Origin of the sequence: Crossiella sp. CA-258035, assembly GCF_030064675.1 — a bacterium.
Lineage (GTDB): Bacteria > Actinomycetota > Actinomycetes > Mycobacteriales > Pseudonocardiaceae > Crossiella.
In genome coordinates this window covers 1,526,822-1,541,614 of sequence record NZ_CP116413.1, presented here as the reverse complement: position 1 = coordinate 1,541,614, position 14,793 = coordinate 1,526,822, and the positions used below count along the sequence as shown (strand labels likewise).

Annotated in this window: 15 protein-coding genes; 10 read left to right on the top strand and 5 right to left on the bottom strand. The window is 70.4% G+C overall.

The window, feature by feature from the left end:
* The first annotated feature begins 8 nt into the window (after nt 1–8).
* The 4 genes from N8J89_RS07330 (at nt 9) to N8J89_RS07315 (ending at nt 4,893) form a co-directional block, all read left to right on the top strand.
* Nucleotides 9–617, top strand: a complete 609-nt coding sequence (locus N8J89_RS07330; RefSeq protein WP_283663581.1) for a class I SAM-dependent methyltransferase — start codon at nt 9–11, stop codon at nt 615–617.
* A gap of 63 nt (nt 618–680) precedes the next feature.
* Nucleotides 681–1,313 (top strand): PadR family transcriptional regulator, encoded by a 633-nt coding sequence (locus N8J89_RS07325; RefSeq protein ID WP_283663580.1) that lies wholly within the window; start codon nt 681–683, stop codon nt 1,311–1,313.
* Nucleotides 1,310–2,881, top strand: coding sequence for an FAD-dependent monooxygenase (locus N8J89_RS07320; RefSeq protein ID WP_283663579.1), 1,572 nt, complete (start codon nt 1,310–1,312; stop codon nt 2,879–2,881). The genes N8J89_RS07325 and N8J89_RS07320 overlap by 4 nt, the downstream gene beginning before the upstream one ends.
* A 515-nt stretch (nt 2,882–3,396) precedes the next feature.
* Nucleotides 3,397–4,893, top strand: coding sequence for a serine/threonine-protein kinase (locus N8J89_RS07315; RefSeq protein ID WP_283663578.1), 1,497 nt, complete (start codon nt 3,397–3,399; stop codon nt 4,891–4,893).
* Nucleotides 4,894–4,899: 6 nt separating this feature from the next.
* Here N8J89_RS07315 and N8J89_RS07310 read toward each other — a convergent pair whose 3' ends face one another.
* Genes N8J89_RS07310 through N8J89_RS07295 form a run of 4 tightly spaced genes read right to left on the bottom strand, consistent with a single transcriptional unit; the run spans nt 4,900 to nt 8,017 of the window.
* The gene (locus N8J89_RS07310; RefSeq protein WP_283663577.1) at nt 4,900–5,352 is read right to left on the bottom strand and encodes an SRPBCC family protein; all 453 of its coding nucleotides are present in this window, start codon (nt 5,350–5,352) and stop codon (nt 4,900–4,902) included.
* Nucleotides 5,349–5,657 carry an ArsR/SmtB family transcription factor gene (locus N8J89_RS07305; RefSeq protein ID WP_252486375.1) on the bottom strand — a complete coding sequence of 103 codons (309 nt, stop codon included), beginning with the start codon at nt 5,655–5,657 and terminating at the stop codon, nt 5,349–5,351. The genes N8J89_RS07310 and N8J89_RS07305 overlap by 4 nt, the downstream gene beginning before the upstream one ends.
* 33 nt (nt 5,658–5,690) lie before the next feature.
* Complete coding sequence (locus N8J89_RS07300; protein WP_283663576.1) at nt 5,691–7,268, bottom strand: hypothetical protein; 1,578 nt, start codon at nt 7,266–7,268, stop codon at nt 5,691–5,693.
* A complete protein-coding gene (locus tag N8J89_RS07295; RefSeq protein ID WP_283663575.1) occupies nt 7,253–8,017 on the bottom strand; it encodes an ABC transporter ATP-binding protein in 765 nt (254 codons plus the stop codon). Before N8J89_RS07295 ends, N8J89_RS07300 begins: the two co-directional genes overlap by 16 nt.
* 103 nt (nt 8,018–8,120) lie before the next feature.
* On the opposite strand from N8J89_RS07295, the gene N8J89_RS07290 reads away from it, so the two are divergent.
* The 5 genes from N8J89_RS07290 to rpsT all read left to right on the top strand — a co-directional run bounded on the left by N8J89_RS07290 (nt 8,121) and on the right by rpsT (nt 12,985).
* Nucleotides 8,121–9,026 (top strand): SPFH domain-containing protein, encoded by a 906-nt coding sequence (locus N8J89_RS07290; RefSeq protein ID WP_283663574.1) that lies wholly within the window; start codon nt 8,121–8,123, stop codon nt 9,024–9,026.
* A 12-nt stretch (nt 9,027–9,038) separates the two neighbouring features.
* Nucleotides 9,039–9,284, top strand: a complete 246-nt coding sequence (locus N8J89_RS07285) for a type II toxin-antitoxin system antitoxin (RefSeq protein ID WP_252486379.1) — start codon at nt 9,039–9,041, stop codon at nt 9,282–9,284.
* A 66-nt stretch (nt 9,285–9,350) separates the two neighbouring features.
* Nucleotides 9,351–10,130: an esterase/lipase family protein gene (locus tag N8J89_RS07280; RefSeq protein ID WP_283663573.1), complete on the top strand. Its 780-nt coding sequence runs from the start codon at nt 9,351–9,353 to the stop codon at nt 10,128–10,130.
* A gap of 148 nt (nt 10,131–10,278) precedes the next feature.
* Nucleotides 10,279–12,564: a glycoside hydrolase family 3 N-terminal domain-containing protein gene (locus N8J89_RS07275; protein WP_283663572.1), complete on the top strand. Its 2,286-nt coding sequence runs from the start codon at nt 10,279–10,281 to the stop codon at nt 12,562–12,564.
* Nucleotides 12,565–12,724: 160 nt separating this feature from the next.
* Nucleotides 12,725–12,985, top strand: a complete 261-nt coding sequence (rpsT, locus tag N8J89_RS07270) for a 30S ribosomal protein S20 (RefSeq protein WP_185002186.1) — start codon at nt 12,725–12,727, stop codon at nt 12,983–12,985.
* A gap of 137 nt (nt 12,986–13,122) precedes the next feature.
* Here rpsT and N8J89_RS07265 read toward each other — a convergent pair whose 3' ends face one another.
* Complete coding sequence (locus tag N8J89_RS07265) at nt 13,123–13,680, bottom strand: RNA polymerase sigma factor (protein ID WP_283663571.1); 558 nt, start codon at nt 13,678–13,680, stop codon at nt 13,123–13,125.
* A 363-nt stretch (nt 13,681–14,043) separates the two neighbouring features.
* Between N8J89_RS07265 and N8J89_RS07260 the strand changes: the two genes are divergently transcribed.
* Nucleotides 14,044–14,439, top strand: coding sequence for an SSI family serine proteinase inhibitor (locus tag N8J89_RS07260; RefSeq protein WP_283663570.1), 396 nt, complete (start codon nt 14,044–14,046; stop codon nt 14,437–14,439).
* The last annotated feature ends 354 nt before the right edge of the window (nt 14,440–14,793 follow it).

The following is a 14,793-nucleotide window of genomic DNA, read 5'->3' as shown; positions in this document are numbered from 1 at the left end:
CTGGAGTCATGGCTACTTCCTTCCCGCGGATCGTGGACTCCGCGTTCGGGCATCCCCGCGGCCTCGCCGGCCGGATCGGTGGCGCGATCATGGTGCGCGCCGGCGCCGCCACCGAGCGGGAGCTGGTGGCCGAGGCGGGGTTACGGCCCACTGACACGGTGCTCGTGCTCGGCCCAGGACCGGGTGTCGGGCTGGCCGAGGCGGCCAGGGTGGCCGCGGCCGGGCGGGTGATCGGGGTCGACCCGGCCGAGGAGATGCTGCGCCAGTGCCGTCAGCGCTGCGCCGAACAGGCCAGCACCGGACACGTGCGGCTGCACCGGGGCGACGCCGAGGACACCGGGCAGCCGGAGGCGAGCGTGGACGTGCTGCTGACGGTGAACACGGTGCACCTGTGGCGGGACCGGACCAGGGCGCTGGCCGAGCTGTACCGGGTGCTGCGGCCGGGCGGCCGGTTGATCATGTCCACGCACCGGATGCTGCTCGACGGCAGACCGGCCACGCTGCGGCTGGACGTGGAGTGCGCCGGGTTCGCCAGGGTGCTGCTGCGGCTCAACGACCGCCGCGGCCTGCTCGGCCCCAGTTACGAGCTGACCGCCTGCCGCCCCGAGAACCGGTAGCCACCCTCCCTGACGTCACCTCGGGGTTGTCATAGTCATGACCTAACTAGTAGGTTTATGACTATGACAACCCCGATTCGCCGTTCTCCGCTCGCGCTGACCGTGTTGTGCTTGGTCATCGAGGCTCCGCTGCACGCGTACCGGATGCAGCAGCTGATCAAGGAGCGCGGCAAGGACCGGGTTGTCAACGTCCGTCAGCGGGCCAGCGTCTACCAGACGATCGAGCGCCTGCTGAAGGCCGGACTGATCAAGGTCAAGGAGACCGAACGCGCCGACAACCGGCCGGAGCGCACCGTCTACGAGATCGGCCCGCACGGGCTGGAGACGGCCCGCACCTGGCTGCGCGAGATGTTCACCGCCACCGGCACCGAGTTCCCGGAGTTCCCGGCCGCGGTGGCCTTCATGCCGCTGCTGGAACCGGAAGAGATCCGCGCGCTGCTGGAGGTGCGCGCGGCCAAGCTCGCCGAGGCGGTCCAGGAGATCGACACGGTGGTGGCGGAGGCATCGGCCGGTGGCCTGCCCCGGCTGTTCCTGCTGGAGGAGGAGTACCAGCGGGCCACCCTGGGCGCCCAGCTCGACTGGTGCCGGGCCACGGTCGCCGAACTGGCGGCCGGCCGGATCACCTGGAGCGAGGACTGGCTGCGCGAGATCGGCGCGAACTTCATCTCAGCACCCGACGAGGGGGAATCGTCATGAGCAGCAACGAAGAACGGACGCCGGTGCTCATCACCGGTGGTGGCCTGGCCGGCCTGACCGCCTCGCTTTTCCTGTCCTCCCAAGGAATCGACTCGATCCTGGTGGACAAGCACCCCGGCCCGTCGCTACAGGGCAGGGCGCGCGGGATCAACGTGCGGACCACGGAGATCTACCGCGCCTTCGGCATCGCGGACGCGGTGTACGAGGCGGGCAGACCGTTCGAGCGGGACGAGGGCGGGGTGCACTGCCAGTCCATCGCGGGCGAGTGGCACTGGCTGTTCCGCGGCGGCACCGCGGTGAGCTACGACGAGCTGAGCGCGGGCAGGCTGTGCCTGGCCGACCAGAGCTCGGTGGAGCCGGTGCTGATCGAGGCCGCCCGCGCCCGCGGCGCGGACCAGCGGTTCAGCACCGAGCTGTTGTCCTTCACCGAGACCGCCGACGGCGTGCACGCGGTGACCAAGGACCGGACCACCGGCGTGGAACGGCGGATCCACGCGGACTACCTGATCGGCGCGGACGGCAACCGCAGCACGGTCCGCGGCCAGCTGGGCATCCACCGCGACGGCCCGGGGGTGGCCGGCGACTACCTCGCCGTGCTCTTCGACGCCGACCTGTCCGAGCTGATCCCCGAACGCGCCATCCTGTGGTTCGTGGTCAACCCCGAGGCCCCACCGGCCTTCCTGACCACCACCGCGAACCCGAACCGCTGGGCGGCCGCCTTCAGCTACGACGCGGCCACCCAGGACCCGGCCGGGTTCACCCCGGAGCGGCTGACGGCCATGGTGCACACCCTGCTGGGCCGCGCGGACATCCCGCTCGACATCGTCGACGTGACTCCGTGGCAGCAGTTCATCGGCGTGGCGGAGCGTTTCCGCCAGGGCCGGGTGTTCCTGGCCGGGGACAGCGCGCACGTGTGGCCCCCGGCCGGCGCCTACGGCGCGAACACCGGCGTCCAGGACTCGCACAACCTGGCCTGGAAGCTCGCCGCGGTGCTCAAGGGCTGGGCCAGCCCCGCCCTGCTGGACAGCTACGAACCGGAACGCCGCCCCCTGGCCCAGGCGTTCATGGACATCACGGTCGCCCGCCAGGCCCACCGCACCAGCTCGAACCCGGAGCAGGAGGTCAAGGACGACCTGCGCTGGATGTTCGGCCAGCGCTACACCTCCCCCGCCATCCTGGGCCGGCCCTTCGACACCCCCTTCGCCGACGACCACCTGCCCCCGGCCACCCCCGGCCACCGCGCCCCGCACCTGTGGCTGGACCGCGACGGCGCCCGCATCGCCCTGCACGACCTCCCCAGCACCGGCTTCACCCTCCTCACCGGCCCCGACGGCGAGGCATGGCCGCAAGCCGCCAAGGAAGTCGCCGCGGAACTCAACGTCCCGATCACCGCACACCGCATCGGCACCGACCTGCTCGACCCGGAAAACCAGTGGCCAACCCGCTACGCCCTCCCCGAAGGCGCGGTCCTGCTCCGCCCAGACGGCTACATCGCCTGGCGCACCGAAACCGGCGCCAACCCCCACCAGCAGCTCCACGACGCCCTGCGCCGCCTGCTGCACCCCTGACCGGCACACCGGCACGAACGCACCGCGCGCGACGGCTCCACCTCGCGCGCGGTGCGCCGCTCCAAACGCCCCGCCGCCGCTGCCCGCGAGGCCACAGCGGCCACGGAGTGACCAAGACCACGCGGACCAGATCGTTACCTCGCCCGAGCCGCGTCCAACCACCCGCAACCCTCTGACCAGGCATCCACCCCCGCCGCGCCCCGGTCCCGCGTCGTCGGCGTCACCGGACACCGGTCCGGCGTGCCCCTGGGCTGCGGTGAAAGCGGGAACCGGCACGAACGCCGCGAACCCCTCATCGGCACTGAACGTGACCGGTGCCGCGCTGGCTGCGCCCGAAAGTTGCCAGGAATGCTCTGTTCGGCGTAACGCCAACGAGTCCTAAGGCACTATTTTCGCCGACCTAACGCTCACCAACCCCCTCCGGCGCGTCAATTAGGGTGGACGCGTCTGGCAGACGGCGAGGGGCCGTCACCACTCATCAGGACGAGGAGCGATCGGCCATCGACAGGGGCCAGGTGATCGCCGGGAACTACCGGCTGGTCGAGCACATCGGCAGCGGCGGCATGGGCGCGGTGTGGCAGGCATACGACGAGCGCCTCCAGCGCCCCGTCGCCATCAAGCAGCTGCTCCTACAGCCAGGCCAGTCCGAGGAACAGACCTTGGACGCGCGGCGCAGGGCGATGCGGGAGGCGCGGATCGCCGCCCGGCTGTCCCACCCCAACGCGATCACCATCTTCGACGTGGTGCAGCACCACGGGGACCCCTGCCTGGTCATGGAGTTCCTGCGCTCGCGCAGCCTGGCCGACCTGCTGGACGAGCGCGGCACGCTGCCGATCCGCGAGGTCGCCGCGATCGGCGGCCAGGTGGCGGGCGCGCTGGCCGCCGCGCACCAGGCCGGGATCGTGCACCGGGACATCAAGCCGGCCAACATCCTGGTCAGCGACTCCGGCATCGCCAAGATCACCGACTTCGGCATCTCCAGGGCCGCGGGCGACGTCACCGTCACCCAGACCGGCATGATGGCGGGCACTCCGGCCTACCTGTCCCCGGAGATCGCCAAGGGCCACGACCCGGCGCCGCCCTCGGACGTCTTCTCCCTCGGCGCGACGCTCTACACCGCGATCGAGGGCAGGCCGCCCTTCGGCAACAACCCGAACCCGCTGGCGCTGCTGCACCTGGTCGCCGCGGGCAAGGTCGAGCCACCCCGGCAGGCGGGCCCGATGACCGCGGTGCTGATGAGCCTGCTCCGCGAGGAGCCCTCCGACCGGCCCAGCATGTCCCAGGCCGCTGCCACTCTCACCTCCCTCGCCAACGATCCGAACCTGGCCAACGCAAAGCCCACGCCGCTGCGGCCCGCGCCGGCCACCCAGGTGCTCGGCGGCAACACACCGCTGCCGCCGTACCGCCCGCCGACCCAGCCACACCTGAACCGGCCGGCCGCGACACCGACCCCGACCATGGCCGACCCCCGGCCAGCGGCCTACGTCCGCGACCCGAGCCGGCCGCCGCGCAAGAAGTCCAAGCGCGGCCTGATGATCGGCATGCTGGCCGCCCTGGCGCTGGTCGTCGGCGTCGGCGTCTACCTCGGATTGCGCGAGGTGCCCAAGCCCTCCTCCGCAGGCAACCAGCCGACCAGCTCCGCCGCCGCCCCGCCGTCCTCCTCAGTGGTGGACAAGCCGACACCGGCGGACGACTCGGCCCCGATCGGCTTCCGCGAGGCCGGGCAGTACGTCGTCGACTACTACAGCGCGGCGGGCCGGGCAGGCGAGCGGTCCCAAGCCTTCGCCATGCTGACCGACAACGCCAAGGCGCTGATGGGCGGCGAGTCCGGGTTCAACGAGTACTGGTCGCAGTACAAGCAGGTGTACAGCCAGAAGGCGACCGCCAAGAAGACCCAGGACGTGGCGGTGGACGTCACCCTCACCGTCATCTACGGCACGAAGACCGAGCAGCGCACGGTGCGGGTGACCCGGTCCGGCGGCGGACTGAAGATCGACAGCGACGCCCGCTGACCGGGTCTAGTCAGTTTCCTCGTCGAGTAACTTCGCCAGCGCGGCGGCCACGCCGGAGCTCCAGCCGCTGGCCATGAACTTGCGGGACAGCTGCTGGAACTCGTTGTCCGGGTCGAAGCCGTCGTGCACCAGGAACAGCCGGGTGCCGCGGCCCTCGGGTGCCAGGGTCCAGGTGATGGTGGTGTGCATGCCGTTGTCCGGACCGTTGTCGTTGAAGCTGATGCGCAGCAGGCGTTCCGGCTGGATCTCCAGCACCTCGCAGTGCGCGATGCCGTCGGTGCGGACCGCGGGCAGCGGTTCACCCCGGTTGAAGGTGAAGCGGTGGCCGACCACGGGCTGGAAGTCGTTGGGCATCAGCCAGCGGGCCAGCCTGGCCGGGTCGGTGAGCGCCCGCCAGACCTTGGCGGGCGGGTGGGCCAGGAACTGGTCCACCTTGACGGTGGTGAACTCGGTGGTCATTCGTCTTCCTCCTCGTCGAGCAGGTCGGACAGCGCGGACAACCGCTCCCGCCAGAACCGCTCGTACGGTGTGAGCCAGTCCCGGAGCTCCTGCAGGGGCTCGGGTTCGAGCTGGTAGTGCCGTTCCCGGCCGCGCCTGGCCTCCGCGACCAGCCCCGCGTCCTTGAGCACGCGCAGGTGCTCGGAGACGCTCGGGCGGCTCATGTCGAAATGCTCCGCGAGGGACTGCACCGGCCGCGGCCCGGTCAGGAGCAACCCCAAGAGCTCCCGGCGGGTCGGGTTGGCCAACGCAGCGAACACATCCATGCGGGGGAGAATAGGTAGGAAATCTCCTACGCGTCAAGTTCGGACGGCGGCGAGCAGCTCGGGTCCGCGCTCGCTCAGCCGCCGGGCCGCCAGCATCCCCCACCACCAGCCGCACAGCACGCCCGAACCGATGCCCACCGGCAGCGCCAGCCAGGTCAGCACCGCGTTCCCGGTCAGGTAGCCGCCGAGCAGCAGCAACCCCGGCGGCAGCGCGGCGAGCACCAGCAGCAGCCCGATCACCAGTTGCAGCAGGGCCTTGGCACAACCGGGATTTCCGCTGCCGGAGAACGGGTTCCCGCGCTGGGCGGGCACCGGGAACGGCGCGAACACCGACAGGACCACCAGCAGCCCGGCCCCGCCGCCGAGCAGCGCGGGCAGCAGCGCGAGCACGTACGGATAGGTCTCCGGCCGCCCGGTCACCCCCGGCAGCACCAGCACCGCGAGCAGGGACACCGGCGCCACGTAGACCAGCCAGCCGAGCTGCCTGCCCCGGATGTCAGCGCGGGCGGCCGTGGGCTGCACCAGGGTGTGCCACAGCGCGGTGCCGTCGAAGCCGTACAGGTTGCCCGCGTTGAGCGCGCCGAAGGCCACCACCAGCAGTCCGCCCGCCGGGGCCAGCGCCGCGGCCACCGGGTTGAAGCCGGAGATCACCAGTGGCAGCACCAGCCCGATCACCAAGGCGGGCAACAACACCGCCCGCCGCCGAGGGTCGCGCCACCAGGTGCGCACCTCCTTGGCGGCCACCGCGCCCACCGGCCCGGCGGGCAGGAACCGTTCCAGCGCACCGCCGCCGGCCCGCACGTCCGCGCCGCGCAGTCCCGCGCTGGGCCTGGTCATCCTGCGGCGCAACAGGATCGCCCACCACTGCGCCAGCAGCACGATCAGCAGCACCAGCCCGGTCAGCGCCGCGGCCACCGTGGCCCACTCCCCCCTGGCCGCGGCGGCGACCGCGACCGGCGCCCAGCCCGTGGGCAGCCAGCGCAGGAACTCGCCCAGCTCCGGCGGGAAACCCAGCACCAGCCCGGCGGAGACCGAGTTCATCAGGTACTGGAACGGCAGCACCAGCAGACCGACACAGGCCGCGAGCAGCACCCCCAGGTCCTGCCCGCGACGCGAGCGCAGCACATCACCGAGCGCGCCGATCACCACGCGGGACAACGTGATCACCACCGCCAGCTGCAACAGCGCGCCGACGACCGCGACCAGCACCGGCCCGGCCCCGTCCGCGGTGGCGCGCAGCACCAGCCCGCCGAAGGCCAGCAGGCTGACCACTGGTGGCACGCCGACCGCGGCGGCGAGCAGCAGCCCGGCGGCCAGCTTGCGCGAGCTCACCGGCAGCAGCCGGAAGTGTTCGGGTTGCAGGGTTTCATCGCTGCCGGCCACGAACACCGGCCCGATCACCCAGCCCAGCGTCCACACCGCGAACAGCCCCGCGGTCAGGTCGTAGCCGGGCACCGGCGCGCCGAGCCGGTCGATGTTCATCAGGAACACCGACATCCCGGCCGCGACCAGCCCGACCACCGCCCCGCCGATGAGCGTGGCGGCCCGCGCCGCGCCGCGCAGCCCGTGGCTGAGCAGGCGCAGCTTCATCCGGATCAGGACGCCAACCACGACAGCCCCTCCCCGCCGCCGGTGCGCCCGCCGACCAGGTGCACGAACCGCTCCTCCAGGCTGCCCTCGCCGCGCACCTGCGCCAGCGGACCGGCCGCGACCACCCGGCCCCCGGCGATCACCACGACGTGGTCGCAGAGCCGTTCCACCAGGTCCATCACGTGGCTGGAGAGCACCACCGCGCCACCGGCGGCCACGAAGCGCTGCAGGATGACCCGGATGGTGCTGGCCGAGACCGGGTCCACCGCCTCGAACGGCTCGTCCAGCACCAGCAGCCGCGGCCCGTGCAGCAGCGCGGTGGCCAGCGCGATCTTCTTGCGCATGCCTGCCGAGTAGTCCACCACCAGGGTGCGCTCGGCTCCGATGAGCTCCAGCACGCCGAGCAGCTCGGCCACCCTGGCCGCGACGGTGGCCTCGTCCAGGCCACGCAGCAGTCCCATGTAGGTCAACAGTTCCCGGCCGGTGAGCCGCTCGGGCAGGGACAGCCCGTCCGGTAGCACGCCGACCAAAGCCTTGGCGCGCACCGGGTCCTCCCACACCTCCACGCCGAAGACGCGCGCGGTGCCCGCGTCCGGCCGCAGCAGGCCCACCGCCATGGACAGCGAGGTGGTCTTGCCCGCCCCGTTCGGCCCGACCAGCCCGAAGAAGGAGCCGCGCGGCACCGCGAGGTCCACGTGGTCCACCGCGACCGTCTCGCCGAACCGCTTGCACAACCCGGACAGCCGCAGCGCCGGTCCCTCGGTCTCCACCGGTTCCCCCTTCCGGCCCGGCGCGTTGCCGGTTCCGCATTTAAGTGATATCACTTTGCTAGGCACCGCGGAAGAGCGGCGCCCAGGGGAGAGTGGACCAGAGATGACTACGTCGACGCTTGTCAAACCGCCCGTCGCGGGCGTTCGGGAACGGGTGCCCTTCACCCTGCCGGGGGTCCCGTCCGCCCTCATCGGCCTGCTGCTGGGCCTCGGCTCGCTCGGCGGGATCGCGCTGGGCGTGCTGACCTACCAGGTGTGGCTGATCGTGGTCAGCGCGGTGCTGCTGGTGCTCGTGCTCACCCTGTCCCGCGGGTTGATCATGGTCTCGCCGGGCGAGGCGCGGGTGCTGCAGTTCCTCGGCCGGTACAGCGGCACGCTCCGCCAGGACGGCCTGAGCTGGGTGAACCCGTTCACCGAGCGCACCGCCGTGTCGACCAGGATCCGCAACCACGAGTCCGCGGTGCTCAAGGTCAACGACGCCGAGGGCAACCCGATCGAGATCGCCGCCGTGGTGGTGTGGCAGGTCGCGGACACCGCGAAGGCGGTCTTCGACGTGGACAACTTCGTCGGCTTCGTCGGCATCCAGACCGAGACCGCGGTGCGGCACATCGCCACCAGCTACGCCTATGACAACCACGGCGAGACCGGCTTGTCCCTGCGCGAGAACGCCGATGAGATCACCGAGAAGCTCAGCGCGGAGATCTCGGCCCGGATCACCTCCGCCGGCGTGCACGTGATCGAGTCCCGGATCACGCACCTGGCCTACGCTCCGGAGATCGCGCACGCGATGTTGCAGCGGCAGCAGGCCAGCGCGATGGTCGCGGCCCGGCAGCGGATCGTGGAGGGCGCGGTCGGCATGGTCGAGCTGGCCCTGGACCGGCTGGCCGAGCACGACGTGGTGGAACTGGACGAGGAGCGGAAGGCGGCGATGGTGAGCAACCTCCTGGTGGTGCTGTGCGGGGATCGTGCGACCCAGCCGGTCGTCAACGCGGGTTCGCTGTACCACTAGCGGAACGCCGTCGTGGCTGAACGCAAGAGCTTCCTGCTCCGCCTGGACCCGGCCGTGCACGACGCGCTGACCAGGTGGGCCGGGGACGAGCTGCGCAGCGTCAACGCGCAGATCGAGTTCCTGTTGCGCCGGGCGCTGAGCGAGCAGGGGCGGATGCCCAGCGAGGCCGGGAAACCGGCCAAGCGGGGCCGCCCACGCAAGCCGGCCCCCGCGGAGGACCAAACGGAAGATCAGCAGGGCGACCGTTCAGCGGAGTGACCACCGTTGTGACGCAGCTTACATTGGATTCCCCCAGGTTACCGCCAGGTAATAGCGGAGGAACCCATGCGCCGGACTCTCGCCCTGCTGGTCGCCACGCTGTCGGCGCTGCTCGCCTGCCAACTCTCGGCCACCGCCGCGCCCGCGCGGTCACTGGCCGACGTCGCGGGCTGCCAGTCGAACAAGCGGCCGGTGGTGCTGCTGCACGGCACGTTCAAGAAGTCCGGCTGGAGCTGGGGCAACCTCGCGCCGGAACTGGCCCGCACCGGCTACTGCAGCTACACGCTGGACTACGGCAACGGCGGACTGAACCCGGTCGCGGACTCCGCCGCCGAGCTGGCCCGCTACGTGGACCAGGTCAGGGCGAGCAGCGGCTGGTCCACTGTGGACATCGTCGGGTACAGCCAGGGCGGGATGATGCCCCGGTACTACCTGAAGTTCCTCGGCGGCGCGGCGAAGGTCAACGCGCTGATCGGGATCGCGCCGTCCAACCACGGCACCACCCAGCCGCTGGCCAAGCTGCTCGGCGCCACCTTCTGCCCGGCCTGCGGCGACCAGGCGGCGAACTCGGCCTTCATCCGGCGGCTCAACGAGGGCGGCGACCTGGCGGGCGCGGTGAGGTACACGACGATCACCACCCGCTACGACGAGGTGGTCACCCCCTTCGCCAGCCAGCACCTGGCCGGTCCGGCGAACCGGGTGACCAACGTGGTGCTGCAGGACGCCTGCCCGGCCAACCTGAGCGAGCACCTCTACATCCCGCACTCCTCGGCCACCATCAAGTGGGTGCTCAACGCCCTCGGCCGCGGCGGCCTGGCCGATCCGCGCTACCGGCCCTGCGGCTGAGTTCGAGGGCTTAGTTCAAGCCAAAAATAATGGCTGTGCTTCATCTGTATGAAAGCGCTCCCACATTCCGCCGTTCAGCCGCTGGACGTGGCCGCGACCGGGCATCAGGGTCGTTGTCTGACACCGGTCCCACGCCAATGGAGGCTTTGTGCTGCGGACACGTCCCACCCTCGCGTTAACGGCCGTCGCGGCCTTGATGCTCGGCTCCGCCCACGCCAGCACGGCCCAGGAACCGGGTGCGGACCGCGGCCCCGCGGTCTACCTGGACGCCGCCGCGCCGGTGGAGCGGCGGGTCAGCGACCTGCTCCGGCGGATGACGCTGGAGGAGAAGGCCGGGCAGATGGCCCAGATCCGCGTCGGCAAGCTGCGCGGCAACTGCGACTACGGGCCAGGACCGCTGGTCGAGTCCTGCATGAAGGCCGTGCTGGGCGATGCCAAGGTCGGCTCGATCCTCTCCGGCGGCGGCGACAACCCGGCGCCGGACCCCGGCCCCAAGGCGTGGGCGGAGATGACCAACGCGATCCAGAAGTTCGCGCTGGAGAACCAGCGGCTGCGGATCCCGGTCATCTACGGCGCCGACGGCGTGCACGGGCACAGCAACCTGCCGGCCGCGGTGATGTTCCCGCACCAGATCGGCCTCGGCGCGACCTGGAACCCGGAGCTGATCCGGCAGGCGGGCAAGGTCACCGGCGAGGCGATGCGGGCCACCGGCGTGTTCTGGAACTTCGCCCCGGTCTCCGACCTCGCGCGGGACACCCGGTGGGGCCGCTACTACGAGACCTACAGCGAGGACCCGTTCCTGGCCGGTTCGCTGGCCGCCGCGGCGGTCAAGGGCATGCAGACCCCGGCCTCGGACACCGCGCAGCTGACCGCCACGGCCAAGCACTTCGCCGGGTACTCCCAGCCGTTCAACGGGCACGACCGGGCCAACGCGTTCATCCCGGTGCGCCAGCTGCAGGACTCCGTGCTGCCGCCGTTCCAGGCGCAGTTCGACGCGGGCGTGAAGACGGTGATGATCAACTCGGGTGCGATCAACGGCATCCCGGTGCACGCCTCGCGGTACATGCTGGTGGAGCAGCTGCGGGAGCGGATGGGCTTCCAGGGCGTCGCGGTCAGCGACTGGGAGGACATGAAGAAGCTGGTCACCGACCACAAGGTCGCGGCCGACTACCCGAGCGCGATCGCCATGTCGGTGAACGCGGGCGTGGACATGGCGATGGAGCCGTCCGACGCGCAGGCCTTCACCCAGGGCCTGGTCACCGTGGTCCGCGACGGACGGGTCAGCCAGCGCCGGATCGACGAGGCGGTGCGGCGGATCCTCAAGCTGAAGTTCGAGCTGGGGCTGTTCGAGAAGCCGTTCGTGGACCCGGCGAAGGCGGAGCAGGCGGTGCGCGGCAATGGCGCCGAGCTCTCCCGCAAGGCCGCGACCGAGTCGATGGTGCTGCTGCGCAACGAGAAGTCCACGCTGCCGCTGTCGAGTTCGGCCAAGAAGCTGGTGATCACCGGCGACACCGCGGACGACGCGCGCCGTCAGCTCGGCGGCTGGACCGTGGAGTGGCAGGGCGTGCCGCCGAACGGCCCGTTCCCGGAGACCACCACGGTGCTGGAGGGGTTGAAGGCCGCGGCCCCGCAGACCGAGATCAGCCACGCCCAGGACCAGGCCACCGCGGTCGCGGAGGCGAAGACGGCGGACGCGGTCGTGGTCGTGCTGGGTGAGAAGGAGGGCGCGGAGGGCACCGCCGACACCGAGGACCCGTCGTTGAGACCCGCGCAGCAGCAGCTGGTGGACGCGGTGCAGGCGACCGGCAAGCCGGTCGTGGTGGTGCTGCTGACCGGCCGGGGCCGGGTGCTGGGGTCGGTGGCCGACGCGGACGCGCTGCTCTCCGGCTGGCTGCCGGGCACCGAGGGCGGGCACGCGGTGGCGGACGTGCTCTTCGGCAAGGCCAACCCCAGCGGCAAGCTGCCGGTGTCCTGGCCCAAGACCGTCGGTGACCAGCCGATGTCCTACGACCAGCTGCCGGGCGCCAACGCGGGCGTCAGCTCGAAGTACGACCCGGCCTACCCGTTCGGCTTCGGTCTGTCGTACACCAGCTTCGAGATGGGCGCGCCTGCCGCGCCGGGCATCGTCAAGGCCAGGGACAACGTGAAGGTCTCGGTCACCGTGCGCAACACCGGGTCCCGGGCGGGCACAGAGATCGTGCCGGTCTACGTCCAGCAGCCGGTGAGCGCGGTGCAGGTGCCGGAGCGGCGCCTGGTCGGGTTCACCAAGGTCACGCTGAACCCCGGCGAGCAGAAGTCGGCGGAGGTGACCTTCGACACCGACCAGCTGGCGCTGACCGCGGGCGATGTGGACGGCGCGGGCCGTCGCGAGGTGCCCAAGGGCAGTTACCTGGTGGAGGTGGGCGGCAAGACCACGCCGCTGACCCTGCGCTGAACCCCGGCTTGACCTGCCTCGATTGGGAGTCCGCACGGCACGGCTGCTAGCATCTCCAGCCGTGCCGTGCGGCATTTCCGCCCTGGAGGAAGGCTGCGCACGTCTGGCAGCGCCATCAAGCGCGGCACGACTTCCGATCAGATGAGACCGAGGTAGCACCATGGCCAACATCAAGTCGCAGATGAAGCGCATCCTGACCAACGAGAAGGCGCGCCTGCGCAACAAGTCCGTCAAGTCGGAGGTCAAGACCGCCGTCCGCAAGTTCCGCGAGGCCGCCGAGGCCGGGGACAAGGACAAGGCGCTTGAGCTGCTCCGCGTGGCCAACCGCAAGCTGGACAAGGCCGCGAGCAAGGGCGTCATCCACGCCAACCAGGCCGCGAACAAGAAGTCGGCCCTCGCGCTGCGCGCCAATAAGATCTGACCTCGCCGCTCCCCCGCGGAGCGAGCAGGGCCGCAACGCTGAACGACGAGGGCGCCGCCCCACCGAAAGGTGAGGCGGCGCCTTCGTCGTATCGGGTCCCCGGTGCGGTGCCCTGCACACCGCACCGGGGTCCCTATTTAGTAGCCGGCTCGCTCCCCTGCTGAGCGGAGCCGACGAGCCATCCACCGGCGAACCCGGCATCGCGCCCTGCTCGCGATGCACTCGGTCGCCCTGCGGGTGGTGCCGAGCAGACGAGAGATCTCCTCATGTGGAAGTCCCTGGTCGAGCCACAGCAGGACGAGCCATTCGCGCTGACTCAATTTCCCACACCTGGCCAGCAACCAGCGAGCCTCATGGCGATCCGTCACCACATCGGCGGGATCGATCACCTGCATGGGCAAAAGTCTGGGGTGGGTGCACACTTGCTGTGCTGATGCCCGCCGCCGCAACTCGTCCACGCACAGGCGTTTGACCACCGCGACCAGGAAGGGCATCAGCCTTCCGGGGTCGAGCTGCGTGTACTGAGCGGCACGAAGGAACGCGTCGTGCACCACGTCCTCCGCCTCGGCCGGGCTCACCCCCTGCCGCCGGGCCACCCGGATCAGCGATGGCCGCAGCCGCAGGCACTCCCGCCAGAAGTTCTGCCGCGTCGCCACGGCAGACGTATCACCATCCAAACCACCTTTGTCCTTCACCAACTGCCCCTTCGCCCCGTCAGAAATCAACCCGGTAGATCCTGGGGTAATCACCGGTGTTTCCTTTCGAGGCGCGGCCCGGCCATGGGGGCGGTCATCCGGAAGTGCGTTACTCCCTGATGACACCGCAGAACCGGCGCGTTGGCAAGCTTCGTTGCTTTCAGGGACAAGCTTCGTATGTTCCGGGCCTGCTGCGTACCGCCATTCGTGGGACAGGAATGGGTGTTACCCGGCAGTCATGTGACCACAGTCACCGTGCGCCGCAATGGCTGCATTCGTATTCATCATGGCGGCCGGAACAGGTCGCCACAAACGGACTCATCCCTTGAAAGGCGAACAATGTCTCGCAAGCGACTTCTGCCGTTGGCACTCGGGCTGGCAGCGACCCTGCTGCCCCTTGCCGTGGCCGCCGCGCCGACCGCGGCCGCCACCACGGCGACTCCGCGAGCTGCAAGCTGGCTGGTGCTGACCGTCAACCCCGGCGAGGCTCCCACCAGGGACGCCCGCTCCAGCACGCTGACCTGCGACCCCATTGGCGGCAGCCACCCAACGCCCAACTGGTCCTGCCGCGAGCTGAAGAAGGCGGGCGGCGACCCCCGCCGCGTGGACACCGGCCGCGAGGAACCGTGTTACCTGATCTACGCACCGATCACGGTCACGGCCCGCGGCGCCTGGAACGGACGCGCCATCAGCTATCAGGAAACGTTCCCCAACGATTGCGTGCTGTACCTGGAAAAGGGTCCGCTCTTCCGTTTCTGATTCCGCCGCCGGGTATCACCCGGTCGTCGTATTGACAGGAATAGAAGAACCGAGCGCTGCCCGCCGTACAGATCCTTTCGAGGCGGGCAACCGATTGCCAGGCACAGCATCACGCAATCCCCGTTCTGCAATACTCACCAGCGTTCTCCGCATCCCACTCACCCAGGCGGCAGAACAATGACAAACAACACTCGTACCCCCGGTGACAAACACTTCCCACAACCCCAATAGATCGGGGCACCAAACGCATCCTCAGCCGCCGCCACCCACACAGGTCATGGCGGCCAACTCCAGTAAAACCATCCGCAAGTTACCTAGAGATCCGACGGGTGACGGCCGACTGACTCCAGCTCA